The organism is Corynebacterium sp. KPL2850 (genome assembly GCF_040225855.1).
Taxonomy (GTDB): Bacteria; Actinomycetota; Actinomycetes; order Mycobacteriales; family Mycobacteriaceae; genus Corynebacterium.
The window spans coordinates 70,911-87,903 of record NZ_JBEHFV010000002.1 but is presented as its reverse complement, the minus strand read 5'-3'; the positions used below and the strand labels follow the sequence as shown (position 1 = coordinate 87,903).

The window sequence follows — 16,993 nt, the reverse complement described above, 5'->3', positions numbered from 1 at the left end:
TGTGCGGACTGATCGGTGCCGCCATGAGGATGGGCATCTCCCACCTCATGCGGCACTATGGCTCGCGAACTTTACTTAGTTTTCATCCAAGAAAAGCTGACCGCGAAATTCTGGGTGCATCAGGTTTTCTACCGACAGCACCTTGTTCAGCGTTGCCTCATCAAGTAGGCCCTTCTCCAGCACGAGTTCCTTGACGCCCTTGCCGGTCTTGAGGGATTCCTTTGCAATCTCGTCACCGTTGTGGTGACCAATAAATGGGTTCAGGTAGGTAACGATACCGATGGAGTTCTCCACGTACTGGCGGCACACATCAGCGTTGGCGGTAATGCCGGTGACGCACTTCTCACGCAGCGCATCAACCGCGTTGCCCATGATGCGGATGGACTGGAACAGTGCCTCACCGATGACCGGCTCCATCACGTTGAGCTGCAGCTGGCCTGCCTCTGAGGCCATGGTCACGACGTGGTCGTTGCCGAAGATCTTGAAGCAGGTCTGGTTGACAACTTCAGGGATAACCGGGTTGACCTTACCCGGCATGATGGAGGAACCTGCCTGGCGGGCCGGCAGGTTGATCTCGCCAAGACCAGCGCGCGGGCCAGAGGAAAGCAGGCGCAGGTCGTTACAGATCTTGGAGAGCTTCATGGCAGCGCGCTTGATGGCAGAGTGCAAGAAGACGTAGGCACCGCAGTCAGAGGTGGCCTCGATAAGGTCGCTTGCAGTCTTCATCTCCAGGCCGGTGACTTCAGACAGGGCGGCGGTTACCTGGTGACGGTAGCCAGCTGGAGTGTTAACTCCGGTACCGATGGCGGTTGCGCCGAGGTTGATCTGCAGCAAGCGGCTCTGTGCATCGCGCAGAACGGCCTGCTCCTCGTTGAGGTTATTAGCAAAGCCCTTGAATTCATCGCCCAAGGTCATGGGGACGGCATCCTGCAGCTGGGTACGGCCCATCTTCAGGATGTCTTGGAACTCATTACCCTTGTCCTGGAATGCGGAACGCAGGCTGTCGATGCGCACGATGAGGTCATCGATGGCAGCGTACAGGCCCAACCGGAAGCCGGTTGGGTAAGCATCGTTGGTGGACTGGGACATGTTGACATCGTCGTTGGGGTTGATGATGTCGTAGGAGCCCTTCTCCTCCCCCAAGTGCTCAAGGGCCAAGTTGGCAACGACCTCATTGGTGTTCATGTTCAACGAGGTGCCGGCACCACCCTGGAATACATCGAGCGGGAACTGGTCCATGCAGCGACCCTCATCCAAGATCTGGTCACAGGCCCACATGATGGCCTCTGCCTTCTTCTTTGGCAGCACGTGCAAGCGACGGTTGGCCATCGCGGCAGCCTTTTTGACCTTCACCATGCCGCGGATGAAGTGCGGAATGGTGTTAATGGTCACGTAGGAAATCTGGAAGTTATCCATCGCGCGGACGGTGTGGACACCAAAGTAAGCATCAGCGGGAATTTCCAAGTCACCGATCAGATCGGTTTCCGTACGAGTGTTTTTGCTCGACGTCTTTGGCTGCTTCTGCTCAGCTACCTTTTTCTGTGCAGAATGAGTGGTCTTATCCTCCTGCTTATTCTCCGCTTGCTTTGCGGCAGACTTAGTGTCTTTTTCTTCTTTCTTAGACGACTTTGCCATGATGGCGCGGCTCCTTTGCCTGTCGAGAATGATGTCCGAGTGAATAATCTCAAGCGCCAATGGTAGCCACGTTTCGCCCCAGTTGGGACGACCAAGAATTTAATACTCCCCCTAAAAGCGGGCAATGCGGAGATCGGAAGCCAAAATTGCCTCCGCACCGAGTTGGGAAAGTCGATCCATAATCTGGTTGGCTTCTTTTTGCGGAACCATCGCACGCACCGCCACCCAGTCTTGACGCGCCAACGGTGAAACCGTTGGGCCAGTCAGGCCCGGAGTAACACCAGCTGCTTTATCTAGATTTTCTTCTGCAATGTTGTAATCGATCATGAGGTAGGTGCGGGCGTGCAGAATACCTTGGATGCGGCCCAATACAACCTGCTCTTCTGGCGTCACCTCTGCATCGTGGCGTTTAATGACAACAGCTTCCGAGCTCACAATGGGCTCACCAAAGGGCGCCAAACCCTGCTGCCGCAGCGTAGTACCAGTTGACACGACATCAGCAATAACATCGGCTACGCCTAAGTGGATGGATATTTCCACCGCGCCGTCGAGGCGGATCACATCGGCGGAAATCCCCTTCTCCGCCAAGTCTTGTCGGACCAAATTCGGGTACGACGTTGCCACACGCTTGCCCTCCAGGTGAGAGATATCCCACCCCTCTCCTTGGGGTGCGGCGTAGCGGAATGTTGAGTCACCGAAGCCAAGTGAGAGGACCTCTTTAAATTGGGCGTTGGAATCGAGCGCTAAATCGCGCCCCGTAATCCCCAGATCAAGCACACCGCGGGCGACATAGATCGCGATATCCTTCGGGCGGAGGAAGAAAAACTCCACCCCATTGTCCAAATCCACCACGTTCAGCGTTTTGGAGTGGCCGCGCCCCTTATAACCGGCCTCACCAAGGATTTCTAAAGCCGCTTCTGATAGGGAACCTTTATTTGGTACTGCAATTTTGATCATGCTGTTCTCCAGGAAGTCTGCTCCACCGCAGGTGGGCAACAAGTTATAGGTATTTATAAATATCTTCAGGCCGCAGGCCGCGCTTGATCATCATGACCTGCGTCCAATAGATAAGCTGCGACATTTCTTCCGCCAGTTCCTCATCGGACTGGTATTCGGCGGCAATCCATACTTCGCCCGCCTCTTCGATGATCTTTTTGCCAATATGATGGGCGCCTTCTTCCAGCGCCTGGACGGTCCCAGAACCCTCTGGCTTCTGGTCTGCTTTGTGTAGTAGCTCAGCAAAAAGTGTCTCAAAATCCTTCACAACTACCTATTGTTCCACAGGTAAGCAGTCAATGCGAAGGGTTTTATTTCATTTCCTGGATAGCTCGGAACCACTCGTAGACATCTACATGGCGCGCGCCTGCGAGGTGGCGAGAATCGCGCAGCCGGGAAATCTCCACTACCCCCTCCGGCACTTCCACGCCTTCATCCTCGGGCAAACCGATAACGGTGCATCCCGCGGCCACGGCAGCGCGCATACCTGCCGGGGAATCCTCAAACACAAGGCACTGAGCTGGATCAAGCTGCAGGCGCCGGGCTGCTTCCAAGTACATATCCGGGGCGGGCTTGCCAGTGGGAACTTCATCGCCGCAAATAGTGTCCACGAAATGTTCGCGGCCTATTACCGCGATGGCAGCGTCCGCGACGTCGCGATCCGTGTTCGTCGTGACCATCATCGGCATGCCGTCTTGGCGAAGCGAGGTTAAAAGCTCAGGGATCCCGGGAAAGATTTCTAGGCGGCCAGCAAAAAGTGTCTTCACATAATCAAACATCTTGTGCCGATAGGCTTCGACGTCGCCTTCGCCCAAGGAAACTCCCGCATTATCAGCGCAAATGCGCAGCGTCGTAGGAAAGGTAGCCCCCACCGTATCCATGCGTTGTCTGGCTGTCAGGCGCTTGCCCAGCACTTCCGAAAGATAGTACGTCGCCTCACCCCACAAGGGCTCCGAGTTGGTCAAGGTGCCATCCATATCCCAGAAAATCGCCGCGGGACGGGACAAAGACTGGGAATCACTCACTGTGGTCATACACACTCCACCGGCTATTCCGGCATAGAACTACGGCTCAACGAGGGGGATATTCGCGCTGCGCGGTGATCAATCAACTTCACCTTAGGAATCTATCCACGGCGGGCTGGCGCCGTAAAGGGGCCTAGAAGTCCAACTCTGGGATCTGTGACAGCGCCTCATCATCGGCGCCGGTAGCCGCGGAGGCGTTGTACATCAGCTCGGCGATTTCTTCCTTTTCCTCCGGCTCCACCACCGCATCGTGTTGCTTGCGATTGAAGGTGGCGAGTTTTTGCACGGTCTTATTCAGCACCGCGGCGAGCTGGCCGCCATCAGGATCGTCCGGCAGCCCGTCCAACCCATCCAACATCTGCTCGAGGTGGCCTTTGAGTTCTGGTAGGACCGCCGCGTTAAACGGTGCCTCCCAGAATTCTTTTTCCTCGTCCTTGAGGTAATCGCCGGTGGCGAAGGACTTAAGATCAGCAATGAACTCATCAACGGTGGGTTGGAAATCTGCGCGAATGCTCATGCTGTCGATATTGCCCTAAGTTGGCTAGGCCTGCACGCCGAGCAGCGAATTAAGTGCTGTACGCACTAACTCCGCAGCACCTTCCTCGTCTTCACCCCGGTTACTGCCTGCCCAATCGTCGATGACGCGCAGCGCGGTGGGGGTATCGAGGTCATCGGCAAGCGCTTGGCGAAGCCCCGCTACCGCACCTTCCGCAGCCGACAGGGACCCAGGGCTTTCCAGGGCAGAGCGCCACATGGCCAGGCGGGTCTTGGCTTGGTCGAGCACCTCATCGGACCAGTCCCGCTCAGCGCGGTAGTGGCCGGAGAATACGCCAAGGCGGATGGCGGAGGGATCTTCGCCTTGCTCCACGAGCTTGTGGACGAAGACCAGGTTGCCCAGGGACTTGGACATTTTCACGCCGTCGAGGCCGATCATTCCCGTGTGGACGTAGAACTGCGCCATGCGGTCTACGCCCAAGGCGGCCTCTGCATGCGCGGCGGAGAATTCATGGTGCGGGAACTTCAGATCGCTGCCGCCGCCTTGGATATCAAAGGTGCTGCCCAAGTAATTGGTGGCGATAGCAGAGCACTCGATGTGCCAGCCGGGGCGTCCGGGACCGAAGGGAGACTCCCACGCCGGTTCGCCTTCGCGGTGGGCGCGCCAAATCAGGGCATCCATGGGGTGCTTCTTGCCCGGGCGGTCGGGGTCGCCGCCGCGCTCGGCAAAAAATTCCTGCATCTGTTCCATCGAGTAATTGGATTCGTAGCCAAATTCCTCGGTGGCATCGATGGAGGCATACACATCGGGGTACTCCGGGTCATCGACCACGTAAGCGGCGCCGTTATCCAATAGTTTTTGCACCATCTCCACGATCTCATCGACTGCTTCCATGGCGCCGATGAAGTGCTGCGGCGGGATGACCGATAAAAGCTCCATATCGGAGCGGAAAAGGTCGATCTGGGAGGTGCCGAGTTCGCGCCAATCAACGCCGTCGCGCTCCGCGCGCTCAAAGAGCGGGTCATCGACGTCGGTGATATTTTGCGCGTAATTGACCTTCTTGCCTGCATCCAAGAACTGCCGGTAAATCAGGTCGAAGGTGAGGTAGGTGGCTGCATGGCCCAAGTGGGTCGAATCATACGGGGTAATACCGCACACGTACATGGTGGCGGTATCCCCCTTTACCTGCACGGGGGCCTTGGTTTGATTCGCGGAGTCGTAGAGATAGAGCTGCGCCGCATCGCCTGGGACGCGACTATAAGTAGGTTTTGGCCAAGAATGCATGGCACCCATCCTAACGCTTCTTTATGGGTGGATTTAAATGGGCTGTAGAGCCCCCAAGGCCAGCAGAATCATCACGATGATGCCCACTGGGATGCGGTAGGCCGCGAACCACGCGAAGGAGTGGTTGCCCACGAAGTTCAGCAACCACGCGATCGAGGCATAGCCCAAGGCAAAGGCGATCCCTGTGCCAACGAGCAGCTGCATACCGGAAGCGGCTTGGCCGGACTCGGGTGCGAAGGCATCGGGAAGCGAAAAAAGCCCCGAAGCCAGCACTGCCGGAATGGCCAAAAGGAAGCTAAAGCGCGTGGCCACCTCGCGGTCGAGGCCCAAGAAAAGACCACCGGAAATGGTGCCGCCCGAACGCGAAACGCCAGGAATGAGCGCCAAGCACTGGCACAGGCCCATGATGATGGCATCCTTCATCGTCAGCTCCTCAAAACCGCGCTTTTTGGAGCCGACGCGTTCAGCGGCAATGAAGACGAAGGAAAAGAGGATCAGCATCGCTGCGGTGATCCACAGGTTGCGCAGCGCCCCGCGGATGGCATCTTCAAAGACGAAGCCGATGACGCCGATGGGAATGGATCCGGCGATGACCATCCAGCCCATGCGCCAGTCCTGCCCGCGCGAAGCGGGATTGGTCCACCCGCGCAGCCACCCAGAGAGGATTTGCCAGATCATCGGGGCGAAATAGACCAGCACGGCAAGCTCGGTGCCGAGCTGGATAACGGCGGTAAAGGAAGCGCCGGCATCGTTGCCCCAAAAAAGCTCAGAAACGATGCGCAGGTGCCCCGAGGAGCTTACCGGGAGAAACTCCGTAAGCCCCTGCACAATGGATAAAACGATAACTTGTGCCCAAGAAACTGCTTCAGTCGCGGTATCAGAAATCACCCGCCATACACTACCGTCGCGCACGGCTTCGGGAAATCGCAACGCGCGCTGTTAGGATAAGTATCCGTGAAATCACGATCCCGCTCCACACTCGTACTATCCAGCCTGCTAGCGCTCTCCACTGCTGCGCTGGCCGCCTGCGATTCCACCGTGGGCGTAGGCGGTGATCCCGAAACCGCAGTGAAGGGCAACGCCACCCCGGCCGCTTCTCCCAGTGACACCGATCCTGCCGGCACGGTCATCGACCTCGATGAGGACATTACGGATCTGGCTGCGGTGAAAGATACGATTGCCGTTCGCACCGCGGACCAGGTGCGCATTGGCAGCCAGGACGATTTTGCCGCCAAGAAGGCGAAGACCATCGATATCGATTCCACCTGCGGCGATTTAAGCTCGTCTGAGTCTGGATTCGTCCTGGCCTGCCCGGACAAGGTCCTGCTCATCGATCCTGCTGCGCCGGAGTCACCGGGGGAAATCAAGATGGACGAGGACTTCCAGGTCAGCGCCGCAACCCAGATTTCGACCGGCGAGGTATTTGTCACCGCTGACGACTCCGCTGTGGTCGGCCGGTACAAGGATGGCAAGCGGGACGGCGAAATCTCCGTCGAGGCCGGCTCGGACCAGATGCTCGCCGTTCCCAATGCGGATGGCGATGACGGTATCGTGCGCATTCAGCGGTCGGATTCCACCATCCAGAATATCGATTGGCCCAATGACCGCGCCGGCGGCCGGTTGCGCGCTGGCCAGGGTGTCGGCCAAATCGCAGTGGGTGACAACGGCGTTGTGCTCGCCTCCGATACCGAGGGCGGCCGGATCGCGGTCTATACCTCCGATGACGTCGTCCGCCTGCACCAATACGGCGTGGTGCACGGCACCCCGTGGGCGGTGGCCTGGGATGACTCGCGCGAGCTCGCGTGGGTTACCACCACCGATAACAACATCGCGCACGCCTATTCTATTGACAAGGGCGTTCCCGAATCCCGCGGCGACTTTGCCACGCTTGCCGATGCCCAGAATATTTCCGTTCTTTCCAATGGCACCATCGTGGTTGCCTCCGCATCCGGCCAGGGGCTGCAGTTCGTGGCGGATCCGCACCTGAAAAAGGAGTCTTAATCCATGGTTTCGACCTTCGATTCGCTGCGCAAAGGCGCCTATCAGCTAGCGCTGCGAGGAATGTTTCGCTTAAACCCCGAGCGCATCCACGGTATTATCAATTCTGGCCTGCACGGTCTGCACGCGGCAGGACCCGCCAATCGCGCGCTTGGCCGCGTCCTGCCGGTCAACGATCCAGTCTTGAAACAAGACGTTTGTGGGATCACCTTCCCGCGCCCGCTTGGCCTGGCGGCCGGTTTTGATAAAAACGCCGCGGCTGCCGATGCCTGGTCCCCCCTTGGTTTCGGCTACGCCGAACTGGGCACCGTCACGGCGCAGGCGCAGCCGGGTAACCCGACTCCCCGCCTCTTCCGCCTCAAAGAAGATGCCGCCATCTTTAACCGGATGGGCTTTAATAATGAGGGTGCGGCCGCCGTGGCAGAGAACCTGCGCAAGCGCCGGTACAACGACGTCATCGGTATTAATATTGGCAAGACCAAGGTCACCCCGGCAGAACGCGCCGTGGATGATTACCGCCGCTCCGCTTCCGTTTTAGGCGGCCTGGCGGACTACCTGGTGGTCAATGTCTCCTCCCCCAATACTCCCGGGTTGCGGGACCTGCAGGCGGTCGAATCGCTTCGCCCCATCCTGCGCGCCGTGCAAGAATCCACCGATGTACCCGTCATGGTCAAGATCGCGCCGGATCTTTCGGATGCCGATGTCGATGCCGTCGCCGATCTCGCCGTGGAACTGGGCCTTGCCGGCATCGTCGCCACCAATACCACCATCTCCCGTGAGGGACTTAACACTCCCCGCGCGGAGGTAGAGGCCCTTGGCGCCGGTGGAATTTCCGGTCCACCCGTAGCCGATCGCTCCTTAGAGGTGCTCCGCCGCCTTAACGAGCGCGTGGGCTCGCAGCTCGTCCTGATTTCCGTCGGCGGGATTACCACCCCGGAGCAAGCGTGGGAGCGGATTGCCGCAGGTGCCAACCTTCTCCAGGGCTATACTGGGCTCATCTACGGTGGTCCGGACTGGATTCGGGATATTCACAGGGGCATCGCCAAGCAAATTCGCGCCCATGGCCTGAACAATATTTCTGAGGCTGTAGGCTCCAATCTGCCGTGGAAGGCAATAAACTAGCAGCCCACCAGATAGCACAAATGCCACGTGTAGAAACACGTGGCATTGCTTGTTTTAGGGACCGCTTAAGAGGTCGCCATGACGCTGCGCCGCAAAATCAAGGCGCAGATGGCAGACATGCCGGCATAAAAGAGCAACCAATACTGCTGCTGAATCAGCAAATCGTGCTGCGGCAGAAAGCGGCTAGCAATGATCAACGCCACCGCCACTGCCAGGGCGATGATCTGCGCGCGGCTGCCGGCATGCTCCTTGCTCATCGTGCTGAATGCACCCACCATCACCGCAGCGATGATGATCGCGAGGTTGCTGTAGGTCCAGACAAAGGGTGCGCCCCATCCATCGCTAAAAACGGAGATGAGGGCGAAAAGCACCAGCACAAAAGCGACGACCAAAAAAGCGCCGCCCACCCGCAGCGCTGCGGGTGGGGTCACTGGATTTTTAGGAGCGGAACTCGCCATTACTTGGCCTCGTACCAACCCCAAAGGATTGCCCGGCCCAGCGCGTGGAAGTGCAGGTTGAAGCCGAGGACGGTCGGGGAAGAATCTGGATCAATGTCGAGGGTTTCTACGTCTACGGCGTGGACCGCGTAGAGGTAGCGGTGCGGCGCGTGGCCGGCCGGCGGATTAGCACCAAAGTGGGTACGGTTGCCGGAATCATTGCGCAGGCTGATAACACCGTCGATGCCAAGGTCCTCTGCCGCACCGGCATTGGTGGGCAGCTCGGAGACATCGGTGGGGATATTAAAGGCGGCCCAGTGCCAGAAACCGGAGGCAGTCGGTGCATCCGGGTCAAAGCAGGTGACGGCCAAAGACTTGGTTCCCTCCGGCAGCCCGGACCATGCCAGCTGCGGGGACACGCTTTCCGGCGCGCGGTGCTTTTCTGGGATCTCATCGCCTTCTACCAAGTCGGTAGAAGACAGCCCGAAGCTGGGGAGATCGCGCAGCGGGGCGTATGGGTCAGGTCCGGGGAATCGAGTGTCATCTGCATAAGAAGTCATGTACCCCTTTGTACCGCAGATCACACGCGCTTGTCGATGTCCCTCCCCACTAACCCTCCACTAGGCGGCTGGTTTCGTACCGCGTTCCTGCTTTCGCGCTACGGCTACCCAAGTTACAAGGATGTATTTTCACCGCCTTGAGATCGTCCGTTTTATGAGGATTTACCTGGCGATTTGTATTCCAATAGCGGAACACGATAAAGTTTCGGGGTGCCCAACCGAGAGGTTGCAAACACCCTGCCCGGGTGGCGGAATGGCAGACGCGCTAGCTTGAGGTGCTAGTGTCCTATTAACGGACGTGGGGGTTCAAGTCCCCCTCCGGGCACATCGTGAAGTCTCGAGACATCGTTCCTATGGTGTCTCGAGATTTTTCTATGAGTACAGCTCTTTTCTATCAGCCCGGCCCAGCCGACTACGATACAAACGCATGACCACTTTCCGGGATTGGATACGCAGCTTTGGTAGCTTCTGCGTTCAACTCATCCACTCTGCTTGGGGCTCAATCCGCGCGTGGTCACCGCGACGCTGGAGCCTCATCATCGCGCTCGCACTTGCTGGAGTTGCGCTTTTTATCTGGCTCGATATTCCCGATCTCTCCCAGATGCGGGCCGCCGCTGCCCGCCTTGGCGCGTGGTTTCCGGTTGCCTTCACGCTAGGTTATGTCATATTTACGCAATTTCCCCTACCCCGGACCATCTGGACGATTGCAGCTGGCATCCTTTTCGGCCCTTGGCGGGGTCTTGCTATCTCGCTATTCGCGCTCACCATCTCGGCCGTATTATCGCTGCTGATTGTGCGCAGCCTGCTCGGAGACTGGAATAGGCCGCACCTTGCTCATCCTGCGGTTTATACCATCAATGCCCACCTCGAGCGGCGCGGTTGGCTGGCCATCGCTTCCCTGCGCATGGTCGCGGGAGTGCCCTTCAGCCTTCTCAACTATGTCGCCGCACTTACCCCATCAGCGTTTCTCACTTTACGGTCGCTACGTTGGTCGGCTCGATTCCCACCACGGTCATTGGAGTCTTTTTCGGCGATGCCCTTACTGGCACGGCCAGTCCCGGGATCATCGTTGCCTTTATCGTCTTTGCCCTCGCCGGTATCGGCGGACTTGTGCTCGATTCGCGCCTGCCAACTCCCGTCCAGTCAAGGTTAAGCGGTAGACTGTAACGAACTGCTCGCAATAAAGGAGGATCCTCGTGCTCGCTGTCCATGCCCGCTACCGTGGGCGTTCCGTGCGCCGCGCTGAGCTCGTACAGCGCTCGGCCGCCGCGCTATCCACCCTCGAGGGCGTCGGCGAGTTTCACGTCCTTGGCGTGGAGGATATTTGCGCCGTTGTCGATTCCGCCACCGCAGTCTGTGAGGTCGTCATGGCCTTGCTTGCCGATGGCGACTGGGCCATCGGCATCGGCATCAGCCCCGGCAACCAGGCTGACGAGGAGAGCGCGCGCCACGTGGCGACCGCAGCGCTCAAGAATTCCGCGCGCATGGGGCAGGTCTATACCAAGCTCAATAAGCGCGGCCGTTCTGCGGAGGCAAGCGATATTGCCGCTGCCTTCGCGCTCATTGGATACGTGCTTAATAAGCGCACCATCGAGGGCCGCGAGGCGACCTCGCTCGTAAGGGCGGGGCTCAATCAAAATGAGGCCGCAGAAGAATTGGGCATTTCCAAACAGGCGATGTCCCAAAGGCTGCAGGCTGCGGGCTGGAGCGCCGAGATGGCCGGGTGGCAATTGGCGGTCAACCTCATTGAACGCGCCAATCTAGCCTAAGCCCGGAAAGCACCGCTTATTGGAGCCTAGACAAGGTCTGATTTCTGCAGCTCTGGCGTGGTCACAAAATCCACGAGCCGTTCGACCGCACCGATAAGGCTGGAGTCTAGGTCCCGGAAAGAATGGACCGCGTTATACACGTGGCGCCACCCGTCGGAGGGGTCGGACCAACCCACGCGGCGACAAATCCCGGTCTTCCAATCTTCGCCCCGCGGCACCTCCGGCCATGCTTGCAGGCCTACCCGTTGCGGCTTTACTGCCGCCCAAATATCAACAAAAGGATGGCCGGTGACTAGAACGTGCTCCCCCACTGACTCGGTCATTCGTGTTTCTTTCGACCCTTTGACCAGGTGATCCGCGAGCACGCCTACCCGGCGGCCGGGGCCAGGCTGAAATTCGGCGAGCCTTTCTTCGAGGTTGTCCAAGCCCTCCAGGTATTCCACGACCACGCCTTCTACGCGCAGGTCATGCCCCCACACCTTTTCCACGATGGCGGCATCGTGGACGCCTTCGACCCAAATGCGCGATGGCGCTGCCACCTTGGCTTCTACGTTTTCTACCCGCCTAGATCCCGAGTTGGATTTGCGGGGTGCTTGCTTGGGCACGTACCTCGTAAGCGTCACCGGCTGACCTTCTACTAAGAACCCGCCTTTAATAAGGTTAAATACTCGCTCGACGCCGTGGCGGTCTTCTAGCCGCACGACCTCACCAAAGACGGTCTTATCCACGCCTAATACGGCGCCCACAAAGTCATCACCGCGCACTTCTACCACCATGCCCGGTTCTGCCGGCACCTCTGGGTACTGGGTGGGCTTGCTGCGTCGGTGCCCAGCAAAAATATCTCCGCCATAAGGATCTAAACTCATGACCCGATAGTCTATCTACTACACTTGCTCGCCATGGATATGCGCGCCGAAGTGTGGTCCCCTCTCCAAAACTCTGCCATCTGGCTAGCCGCGTGGTTGTGGGGACATGAGACAACAGATGAGCTGCTCGATGCCCTGACAGAGCTGGGCGGGCGCCCCGAATGCTTGGATGAATCTCCCTTCATCGATTTGCTCGCCTTGCTGCGCGCCGAAACGAAGGAGCTCACTTCTCAGCCAGGCGCGGGCGGGGAGCCTCTTCTCCGGCTTATTTTATCTGGCCCGGGTGAAGCGCCGGCGCTTCCCGCAGGATCAGAATCTGCCCGTGCGGCCGCGCAAAGTTCAGCGGGCGCCATCGTTGTGCGCACCAACGATCCGGAAGTTTCGCTCGTCCTTGTCCCCTATCCCCATCGAGCTCACACGGCATGGCAGGTAATCCGCGAGGATCAGCCGCTACCTTCACCGGCATGGCTGAGCCCCGGCGAGGCGGACGCATTGTTGACTAAGGCAACGGATGAATCCGCCGATCTCATTACGGCCACCGGCTACCAGTCCACCACGCTGACTAATCCCCGGCTCACGGTGGGGACCCTGAGCGATTTTTATGACACACCCGGCCTGCCACCGGCCACCCCGCCCCGGGCTGCGAAACTCTTTGCTCGCGCGGACCGCGTTGCCGCGATCATCGAAACCGTCACGGATAGGATCAACGATCACAGCCTCGACCCGCAGCTCCTCCGCCTATGGCGCCATATCCGGCAGGCGCGGATGACGGGAGTGGCTTATTCGGCAGCGGAATTCGCTCGCTGAAGCAGGCTCGCACGCGGCCCCTTTAGTGGGCGCGGATATCGCAGCAGCCTGCAGCGCAGGGCGCGCCGTTGGTGGTGCACCCTTGTACGGTGACATTCCCGCTGGTCTCCCACGGCTTCCCCTGTTCGAGTTCTTCCACCAGATCCACCACCATGCCCGCAAACCGCTGGGAGGGGCCAGCGGTGCGGGCGCGCTCGACCTGTACTCCCATCTCATCGGCTGCGGCTTGCAGTTCGGAATCCAAGTCCCAGATGACCTCCATGTGATCGGAGATGAAACCGATGGGGCACACCACTACGGCGCCTACCCCGTCGCGGTCATGGATTTCGGTGGTGTGGTCAACGATATCCGGTTCCAGCCACGGCGTCTTCGGGTTACCGGAGCGCGATTGCCACACCAAGTCGTAATCAGAAATTCCGGCGCGCTCGGCCACCAGACGGGAGGCTTCGGCTACTTGCCGGGAGTAAAGGTTTTTGTCCCCGTCTGCACCGCCGACATTATCGTGTGCATTCGGCACCGAGTGGGCTGTAAACAGCATGCGCGCGCTCTCCATTTTCTCGGCGGGGATACGGCGCCAGGCCTCGGCGACGGCATCGGCCATCTCCGCGATAAACTTGGGGTGATCATAAAATTGTCGAATCTTGGTGAATTCGATTTCTGGCAGAGCCTTATCTGCAAGGTGTTGCCGCATTGCAGCGATGTCTTCATCGTATTGCCGGCACGCCGAGTAGCCTCCCCAAGCGGAGGTGGCGAAGACGGCCACCGTGCGGATCCCCTCTTCCGCCATTTTCTCTGCGGTAGCTGTGGCAAAGGGGTGCCAGTTCCGATTGCCAAAATAAACCGGTAGATTATGTCCGCGTTTTTTCAACTCACCTTCGACGTTACTGATAATCTCCCGGTTCAGGCCGTTGATCGGGCTTACCCCGTCAAAGTGGTAATAATGCTCGCCCACTACTTCTAAGCGCTCGCGCGGAATTCCGCGGCCCCGCGTAACGTTCTCTAAAAACGGAACGACCTCCTCGTTTCCTTCCGGGCCACCGAAAGAAAGAACGAGCAGGGCGTCGAAATTTTGGGCAGGATGCTGTGCGTCAGTCATGCCCTAAATAGTAGCAACCACAAGGCTAAGAATTAGAGAAGACGCACGACATCCGGGGTCGCACCAGCCCAGCGCACGGGGGAGACCTGTACGTTCTGGCCAGACTGCGGGGCTTCAATCATTTGGTCATTGCCCAAGTAGATCGCAACATGCTGACTACCGCCGGCGCCGTAGAAGATGAGGTCGCCGCGCTGCAAGTTGTCGCGCGAAACCTTGTTGCCCATTTGGTACTGCGCACCGGTGTAGTGCGGAAGGTCCAGGCCTGCTGCGGCGAACGCGTACTTAGTTAATCCGGAGCAATCAAAACCGCTTTGGCCATAGTCACCAAAGCTATCGGCAACGCCGCCGTCCCGGAGGCCACCAGTTGGGCCATTGTTGTCGCCGCCGCCCCACACGTATGGGGTTCCGATGACAGATTCTGCGCGAGCAATTACCGCCTCAATCTGGCTGCTATTGCCCGGAGCAGAGTTGGATGGCGCTCCTGACCCCTGACCGGTAGCGGAAGGATCGGTGCTTGCCGATGGCGCCGTATTCGGGCTGCCAATCCCCAACAGGTCTGAAGAGCCCTCCAACAGCCCCCGTACATCATCTTCGTCGACCGCTGCGGCGAGCTCGCCTGCAATGTCCACTACGTCCGATGCCGATGAACCAGTGCCGTAGTCGACCGTGTTAAAGGACGGCGTGGCTCCCTGATTAAGTGCGGTGCCGAACTCCACCTTCGGGGCAGCCGCGTCCTTCTGCCCCTCGACGACGGCGTCATCATTTGTCGCCTCAGGGAGTGTAGCTTCATCCGGAATAATCTCGTCGGTAAAGTTTTGAGCCTTGTCTTTATTCAAGTCTTGGGGCTTGACGGGATCATCGGCAAGCGTATCCGCCCCTACCTTAAAGTCAAGGTTTTTATCTTGATTTTGCACATTTGGAAGGTCACCCTGCTGGGACACTTCCGCCGTCTCCTGCTGGTGGGCAAAAGAGGCCTCAGCGAAGTTGCGGGTGGCGCTCATCTGAGCCTCTCGTTGGGCCAAATTGCGGCGATGTTCGACCATTGCCGATTCGGCCGCGCGCTTATCGGCATAAGCTTGGTCAAGCTCTGTTGCATCGTCCGCAACCTCAGGGTCGGCCGAAAGCTGGGAGATGCGCTCCGTCGCGGCCGCCGCTTGCTCCTCCGCCTGGTCGAGCAGCTGCCGCAGATGATCTACTTCCCGCTGCTGAGCATCAGCGTTGGTTACAGCACGGGCGATCGAGTCATCGGCATCGGCGCTCGGACCATCTGCAACCGTACCGACTTGGGTAGGATCGGGGTGCTCATCTGCTCCCGCGGGAGCGATGGACGTCAGGGGCGATAGCGCTGCGGCACCTACGACTGCAGCGATAGTTGCGCGAACATGTCGGATGCGCGGTAGACGAATGGTGGCCACTGGAATTCTCCTTGTTTGGACCACCTTCCAATTAAGAAAGGGACTCACTGCTCCGCACTTAGGCACAGGAATGCCCGAGACACTTAAAGCTTGCGCATTTCCGCACAGCAGCAAGCTCAGAGTCTTCATTGCGATATTCGGAATCCGATAGCTACACACCCAAAAGCTTATGGGTATGGGTTATCGCCCTGGCAGCCCGCGGCCCCAGGATGTATACGGCACATGAGCCCGAAAATTGAAGAGACTTCACCTAGGGTTTGCGCACATCTATGAAAGCTCTATGTGCTGAAGCTTAACTCAGTAACTCCACGACTCAATGCCCATCAATCGCTACTATTTCCCCATACCAGCGACATATATGGTGCAATTTCTCCACGTGTACTACGCGGTTTACTGTGAGTGTGAGCACTCTAGCGCTGCAGGGAGCATCTTCTTCTCCCATCGCGTTGCCAATTTAAGATTGGCACATCTTCATAAAGCTTCACTTGTGGTGCGCGGTTCTTACGGGTAACTGGTTGAATCCAGTCCCCTTGCACGCTGCGCTTGGCACAGTGAGAACTGCCCTATGATCCTTGGCGCAACTCGCCGCGGCGCAGTGGAGGTACAGCTTCACGATGGGACCGTAGATCCCGGTTGCCTGAAATCATCCCTGCGAGGGCAAGCGGCCACAAACCATGAACAGGCCACACAATGCTGGCCCTAGTGTGATTCCGGTTCCCTCATTCTCTCATTCTGCACGTACCCGACTGCGCTCCTCGGCGAACCTTGTGCCTGGATCCCCGCTTCACTGGGAATCCAATATTGAAGGGCTCGACCAAGAACCACATCCGCATACCCACACGATGGAGCTCTAGCGAACTCGTCTCACCACTTTTAAGGAAGGTGGGTTGATGTTTATTTTTCGAACATTGACATCGCTCAAGTGAAAAGTTTTTCTACTCTCCCGTTCGAGAGATTCCTCGTGGTTCATTGACTCCCAAGTACCGCCAATTCCTCGATTCCCGCGAGGCGTGCTTCCCCACATACCCGTGTGAATCTTCAATTGACCGTCAAGGCTAAGCCCATGAACTCAAGAAGATATTCATGTCCCTTGAGTCGACACTCGAACCATACGTCACGACACGCCCTTTTCGCACACATTCCACTTAATTATGGGGAGTCAAGTTAAACCACATGACACAACAGGCGTACCTAACCTGCAATAATTTTGTTACCATCCCGTTATTGTGATGTTCATCACTTTGGTTTTTATATTTTCAAGGTCCTTGCGCCCTGAATCGCAACCAAACCGGGGCCGTTTCACTGCCACGGAACCACTCCCCCGGCGCAAGTCAACCACTAAGCCTTTACTTTGGCCCCTCCCCCACTTCCCTGACACTTTTAGGCAATGAGAGTTTTCTTCATTCGCAGCGACCCGGAGTCACCCAAAGGGCACCCGTAAAGGGCCGATGGATCACGCCAATGCCTGAACATCATTTTCCATAAAT

General features: G+C 58.2%; 16 protein-coding genes, 1 tRNA gene and 1 pseudogene. 6 read left to right on the top strand and 12 right to left on the bottom strand.

Annotation, left to right across the window (positions count from 1 at the left end; all coding sequences use genetic code 11):
* Positions 1-75: 75 nt before the first annotated feature.
* From aspA to ABRP93_RS01155, 7 genes are all read right to left on the bottom strand, one after another.
* On the bottom strand, positions 76-1,635 hold the full coding sequence (gene aspA / locus ABRP93_RS01185) for an aspartate ammonia-lyase (RefSeq protein ID WP_349886539.1): 1,560 nt from the start codon (positions 1,633-1,635) through the stop codon (positions 76-78).
* A 111-nt stretch (positions 1,636-1,746) separates the two neighbouring features.
* On the bottom strand, positions 1,747-2,592 hold the full coding sequence (gene hisG, locus ABRP93_RS01180; protein WP_023022358.1) for an ATP phosphoribosyltransferase: 846 nt from the start codon (positions 2,590-2,592) through the stop codon (positions 1,747-1,749).
* Between the two features lie 43 nt (positions 2,593-2,635).
* Complete coding sequence (locus tag ABRP93_RS01175) at positions 2,636-2,899, bottom strand: phosphoribosyl-ATP diphosphatase (RefSeq protein WP_023022360.1); 264 nt, start codon at positions 2,897-2,899, stop codon at positions 2,636-2,638.
* A 43-nt stretch (positions 2,900-2,942) separates the two neighbouring features.
* Complete coding sequence (locus tag ABRP93_RS01170) at positions 2,943-3,665, bottom strand: HAD family hydrolase (RefSeq protein ID WP_023022362.1); 723 nt, start codon at positions 3,663-3,665, stop codon at positions 2,943-2,945.
* Positions 3,666-3,789: 124 nt separating this feature from the next.
* On the bottom strand, positions 3,790-4,173 hold the full coding sequence (locus ABRP93_RS01165) for a hypothetical protein (protein ID WP_023022364.1): 384 nt from the start codon (positions 4,171-4,173) through the stop codon (positions 3,790-3,792).
* A 24-nt stretch (positions 4,174-4,197) separates the two neighbouring features.
* Positions 4,198-5,436 carry a cysteine--1-D-myo-inosityl 2-amino-2-deoxy-alpha-D-glucopyranoside ligase gene (gene mshC / locus ABRP93_RS01160; RefSeq protein ID WP_349886538.1) on the bottom strand — a complete coding sequence of 413 codons (1,239 nt, stop codon included), beginning with the start codon at positions 5,434-5,436 and terminating at the stop codon, positions 4,198-4,200.
* A 33-nt stretch (positions 5,437-5,469) separates the two neighbouring features.
* Positions 5,470-6,324 carry an undecaprenyl-diphosphate phosphatase gene (locus ABRP93_RS01155; protein WP_349862225.1) on the bottom strand — a complete coding sequence of 285 codons (855 nt, stop codon included), beginning with the start codon at positions 6,322-6,324 and terminating at the stop codon, positions 5,470-5,472.
* 66 nt (positions 6,325-6,390) lie between these two features.
* Between ABRP93_RS01155 and ABRP93_RS01150 the strand changes: the two genes are divergently transcribed.
* Together ABRP93_RS01150 and ABRP93_RS01145 are read left to right on the top strand one after the other, a co-directional pair.
* Positions 6,391-7,437, top strand: coding sequence for an NHL repeat-containing protein (locus ABRP93_RS01150; RefSeq protein ID WP_349862224.1), 1,047 nt, complete (start codon positions 6,391-6,393; stop codon positions 7,435-7,437).
* 3 nt (positions 7,438-7,440) lie between these two features.
* The gene (locus ABRP93_RS01145) at positions 7,441-8,556 is read left to right on the top strand and encodes a quinone-dependent dihydroorotate dehydrogenase (RefSeq protein ID WP_349886536.1); all 1,116 of its coding nucleotides are present in this window, start codon (positions 7,441-7,443) and stop codon (positions 8,554-8,556) included.
* Between the two features lie 65 nt (positions 8,557-8,621).
* On the opposite strand, the gene ABRP93_RS01140 is transcribed toward ABRP93_RS01145, so the two are convergent.
* Both ABRP93_RS01140 and ABRP93_RS01135 read right to left on the bottom strand, forming a co-directional pair.
* Positions 8,622-9,014, bottom strand: coding sequence for a hypothetical protein (locus tag ABRP93_RS01140; RefSeq protein WP_023022374.1), 393 nt, complete (start codon positions 9,012-9,014; stop codon positions 8,622-8,624).
* The gene (locus ABRP93_RS01135; RefSeq protein ID WP_023022376.1) at positions 9,014-9,553 is read right to left on the bottom strand and encodes a YbhB/YbcL family Raf kinase inhibitor-like protein; all 540 of its coding nucleotides are present in this window, start codon (positions 9,551-9,553) and stop codon (positions 9,014-9,016) included. Before ABRP93_RS01135 ends, ABRP93_RS01140 begins: the two co-directional genes overlap by 1 nt.
* Before the next feature lie 239 nt (positions 9,554-9,792).
* Here ABRP93_RS01135 and ABRP93_RS01130 point away from each other — a divergent pair.
* The 3 genes and pseudogenes from ABRP93_RS01130 (at position 9,793) to ABRP93_RS01120 (ending at position 11,322) form a co-directional block, all read left to right on the top strand.
* Positions 9,793-9,878, top strand: a tRNA-Leu gene (locus ABRP93_RS01130).
* A gap of 102 nt (positions 9,879-9,980) precedes the next feature.
* Positions 9,981-10,720: pseudogene (locus ABRP93_RS01125) on the top strand (TVP38/TMEM64 family protein).
* A 29-nt stretch (positions 10,721-10,749) separates the two neighbouring features.
* A complete protein-coding gene (locus ABRP93_RS01120) occupies positions 10,750-11,322 on the top strand; it encodes a hypothetical protein (RefSeq protein WP_023022380.1) in 573 nt (190 codons plus the stop codon).
* 26 nt (positions 11,323-11,348) lie between these two features.
* On the opposite strand, the gene ABRP93_RS01115 is transcribed toward ABRP93_RS01120, so the two are convergent.
* Positions 11,349-12,188, bottom strand: a complete 840-nt coding sequence (locus ABRP93_RS01115; protein WP_349853068.1) for a DUF3097 domain-containing protein — start codon at positions 12,186-12,188, stop codon at positions 11,349-11,351.
* A 33-nt stretch (positions 12,189-12,221) separates the two neighbouring features.
* On the opposite strand from ABRP93_RS01115, the gene ABRP93_RS01110 reads away from it, so the two are divergent.
* Positions 12,222-12,995: an Rv1486c family protein gene (locus ABRP93_RS01110; protein ID WP_349886535.1), complete on the top strand. Its 774-nt coding sequence runs from the start codon at positions 12,222-12,224 to the stop codon at positions 12,993-12,995.
* A 22-nt stretch (positions 12,996-13,017) separates the two neighbouring features.
* Here ABRP93_RS01110 and ABRP93_RS01105 read toward each other — a convergent pair whose 3' ends face one another.
* Together ABRP93_RS01105 and ABRP93_RS01100 are read right to left on the bottom strand one after the other, a co-directional pair.
* Positions 13,018-14,091, bottom strand: coding sequence for a ferrochelatase (locus tag ABRP93_RS01105; RefSeq protein ID WP_023022386.1), 1,074 nt, complete (start codon positions 14,089-14,091; stop codon positions 13,018-13,020).
* 32 nt (positions 14,092-14,123) lie between these two features.
* Positions 14,124-15,506: an NlpC/P60 family protein gene (locus tag ABRP93_RS01100; protein ID WP_349886534.1), complete on the bottom strand. Its 1,383-nt coding sequence runs from the start codon at positions 15,504-15,506 to the stop codon at positions 14,124-14,126.
* Positions 15,507-16,993 lie beyond the last annotated feature (1,487 nt).

Coding starts and splice junctions, on each gene's coding strand:
- aspA (WP_349886539.1), bottom strand. CDS start 1,635: ATGGCAAAGTCGTCTAAGAAAGAAGAAAAAGACACTAAGTCTGCCGCA.
- hisG (WP_023022358.1), bottom strand. CDS start 2,592: ATGATCAAAATTGCAGTACCAAATAAAGGTTCCCTATCAGAAGCGGCT.
- ABRP93_RS01170 (WP_023022362.1), bottom strand. CDS start 3,665: ATGACCACAGTGAGTGATTCCCAGTCTTTGTCCCGTCCCGCGGCGATT.
- ABRP93_RS01165 (WP_023022364.1), bottom strand. CDS start 4,173: ATGAGCATTCGCGCAGATTTCCAACCCACCGTTGATGAGTTCATTGCT.
- mshC (WP_349886538.1), bottom strand. CDS start 5,436: ATGCATTCTTGGCCAAAACCTACTTATAGTCGCGTCCCAGGCGATGCG.
- ABRP93_RS01145 (WP_349886536.1), top strand. CDS start 7,441: ATGGTTTCGACCTTCGATTCGCTGCGCAAAGGCGCCTATCAGCTAGCG.
- ABRP93_RS01140 (WP_023022374.1), bottom strand. CDS start 9,014: ATGGCGAGTTCCGCTCCTAAAAATCCAGTGACCCCACCCGCAGCGCTG.
- ABRP93_RS01135 (WP_023022376.1), bottom strand. CDS start 9,553: ATGACTTCTTATGCAGATGACACTCGATTCCCCGGACCTGACCCATAC.
- ABRP93_RS01115 (WP_349853068.1), bottom strand. CDS start 12,188: ATGAGTTTAGATCCTTATGGCGGAGATATTTTTGCTGGGCACCGACGC.
- ABRP93_RS01110 (WP_349886535.1), top strand. CDS start 12,222: ATGGATATGCGCGCCGAAGTGTGGTCCCCTCTCCAAAACTCTGCCATC.
- ABRP93_RS01105 (WP_023022386.1), bottom strand. CDS start 14,091: ATGACTGACGCACAGCATCCTGCCCAAAATTTCGACGCCCTGCTCGTT.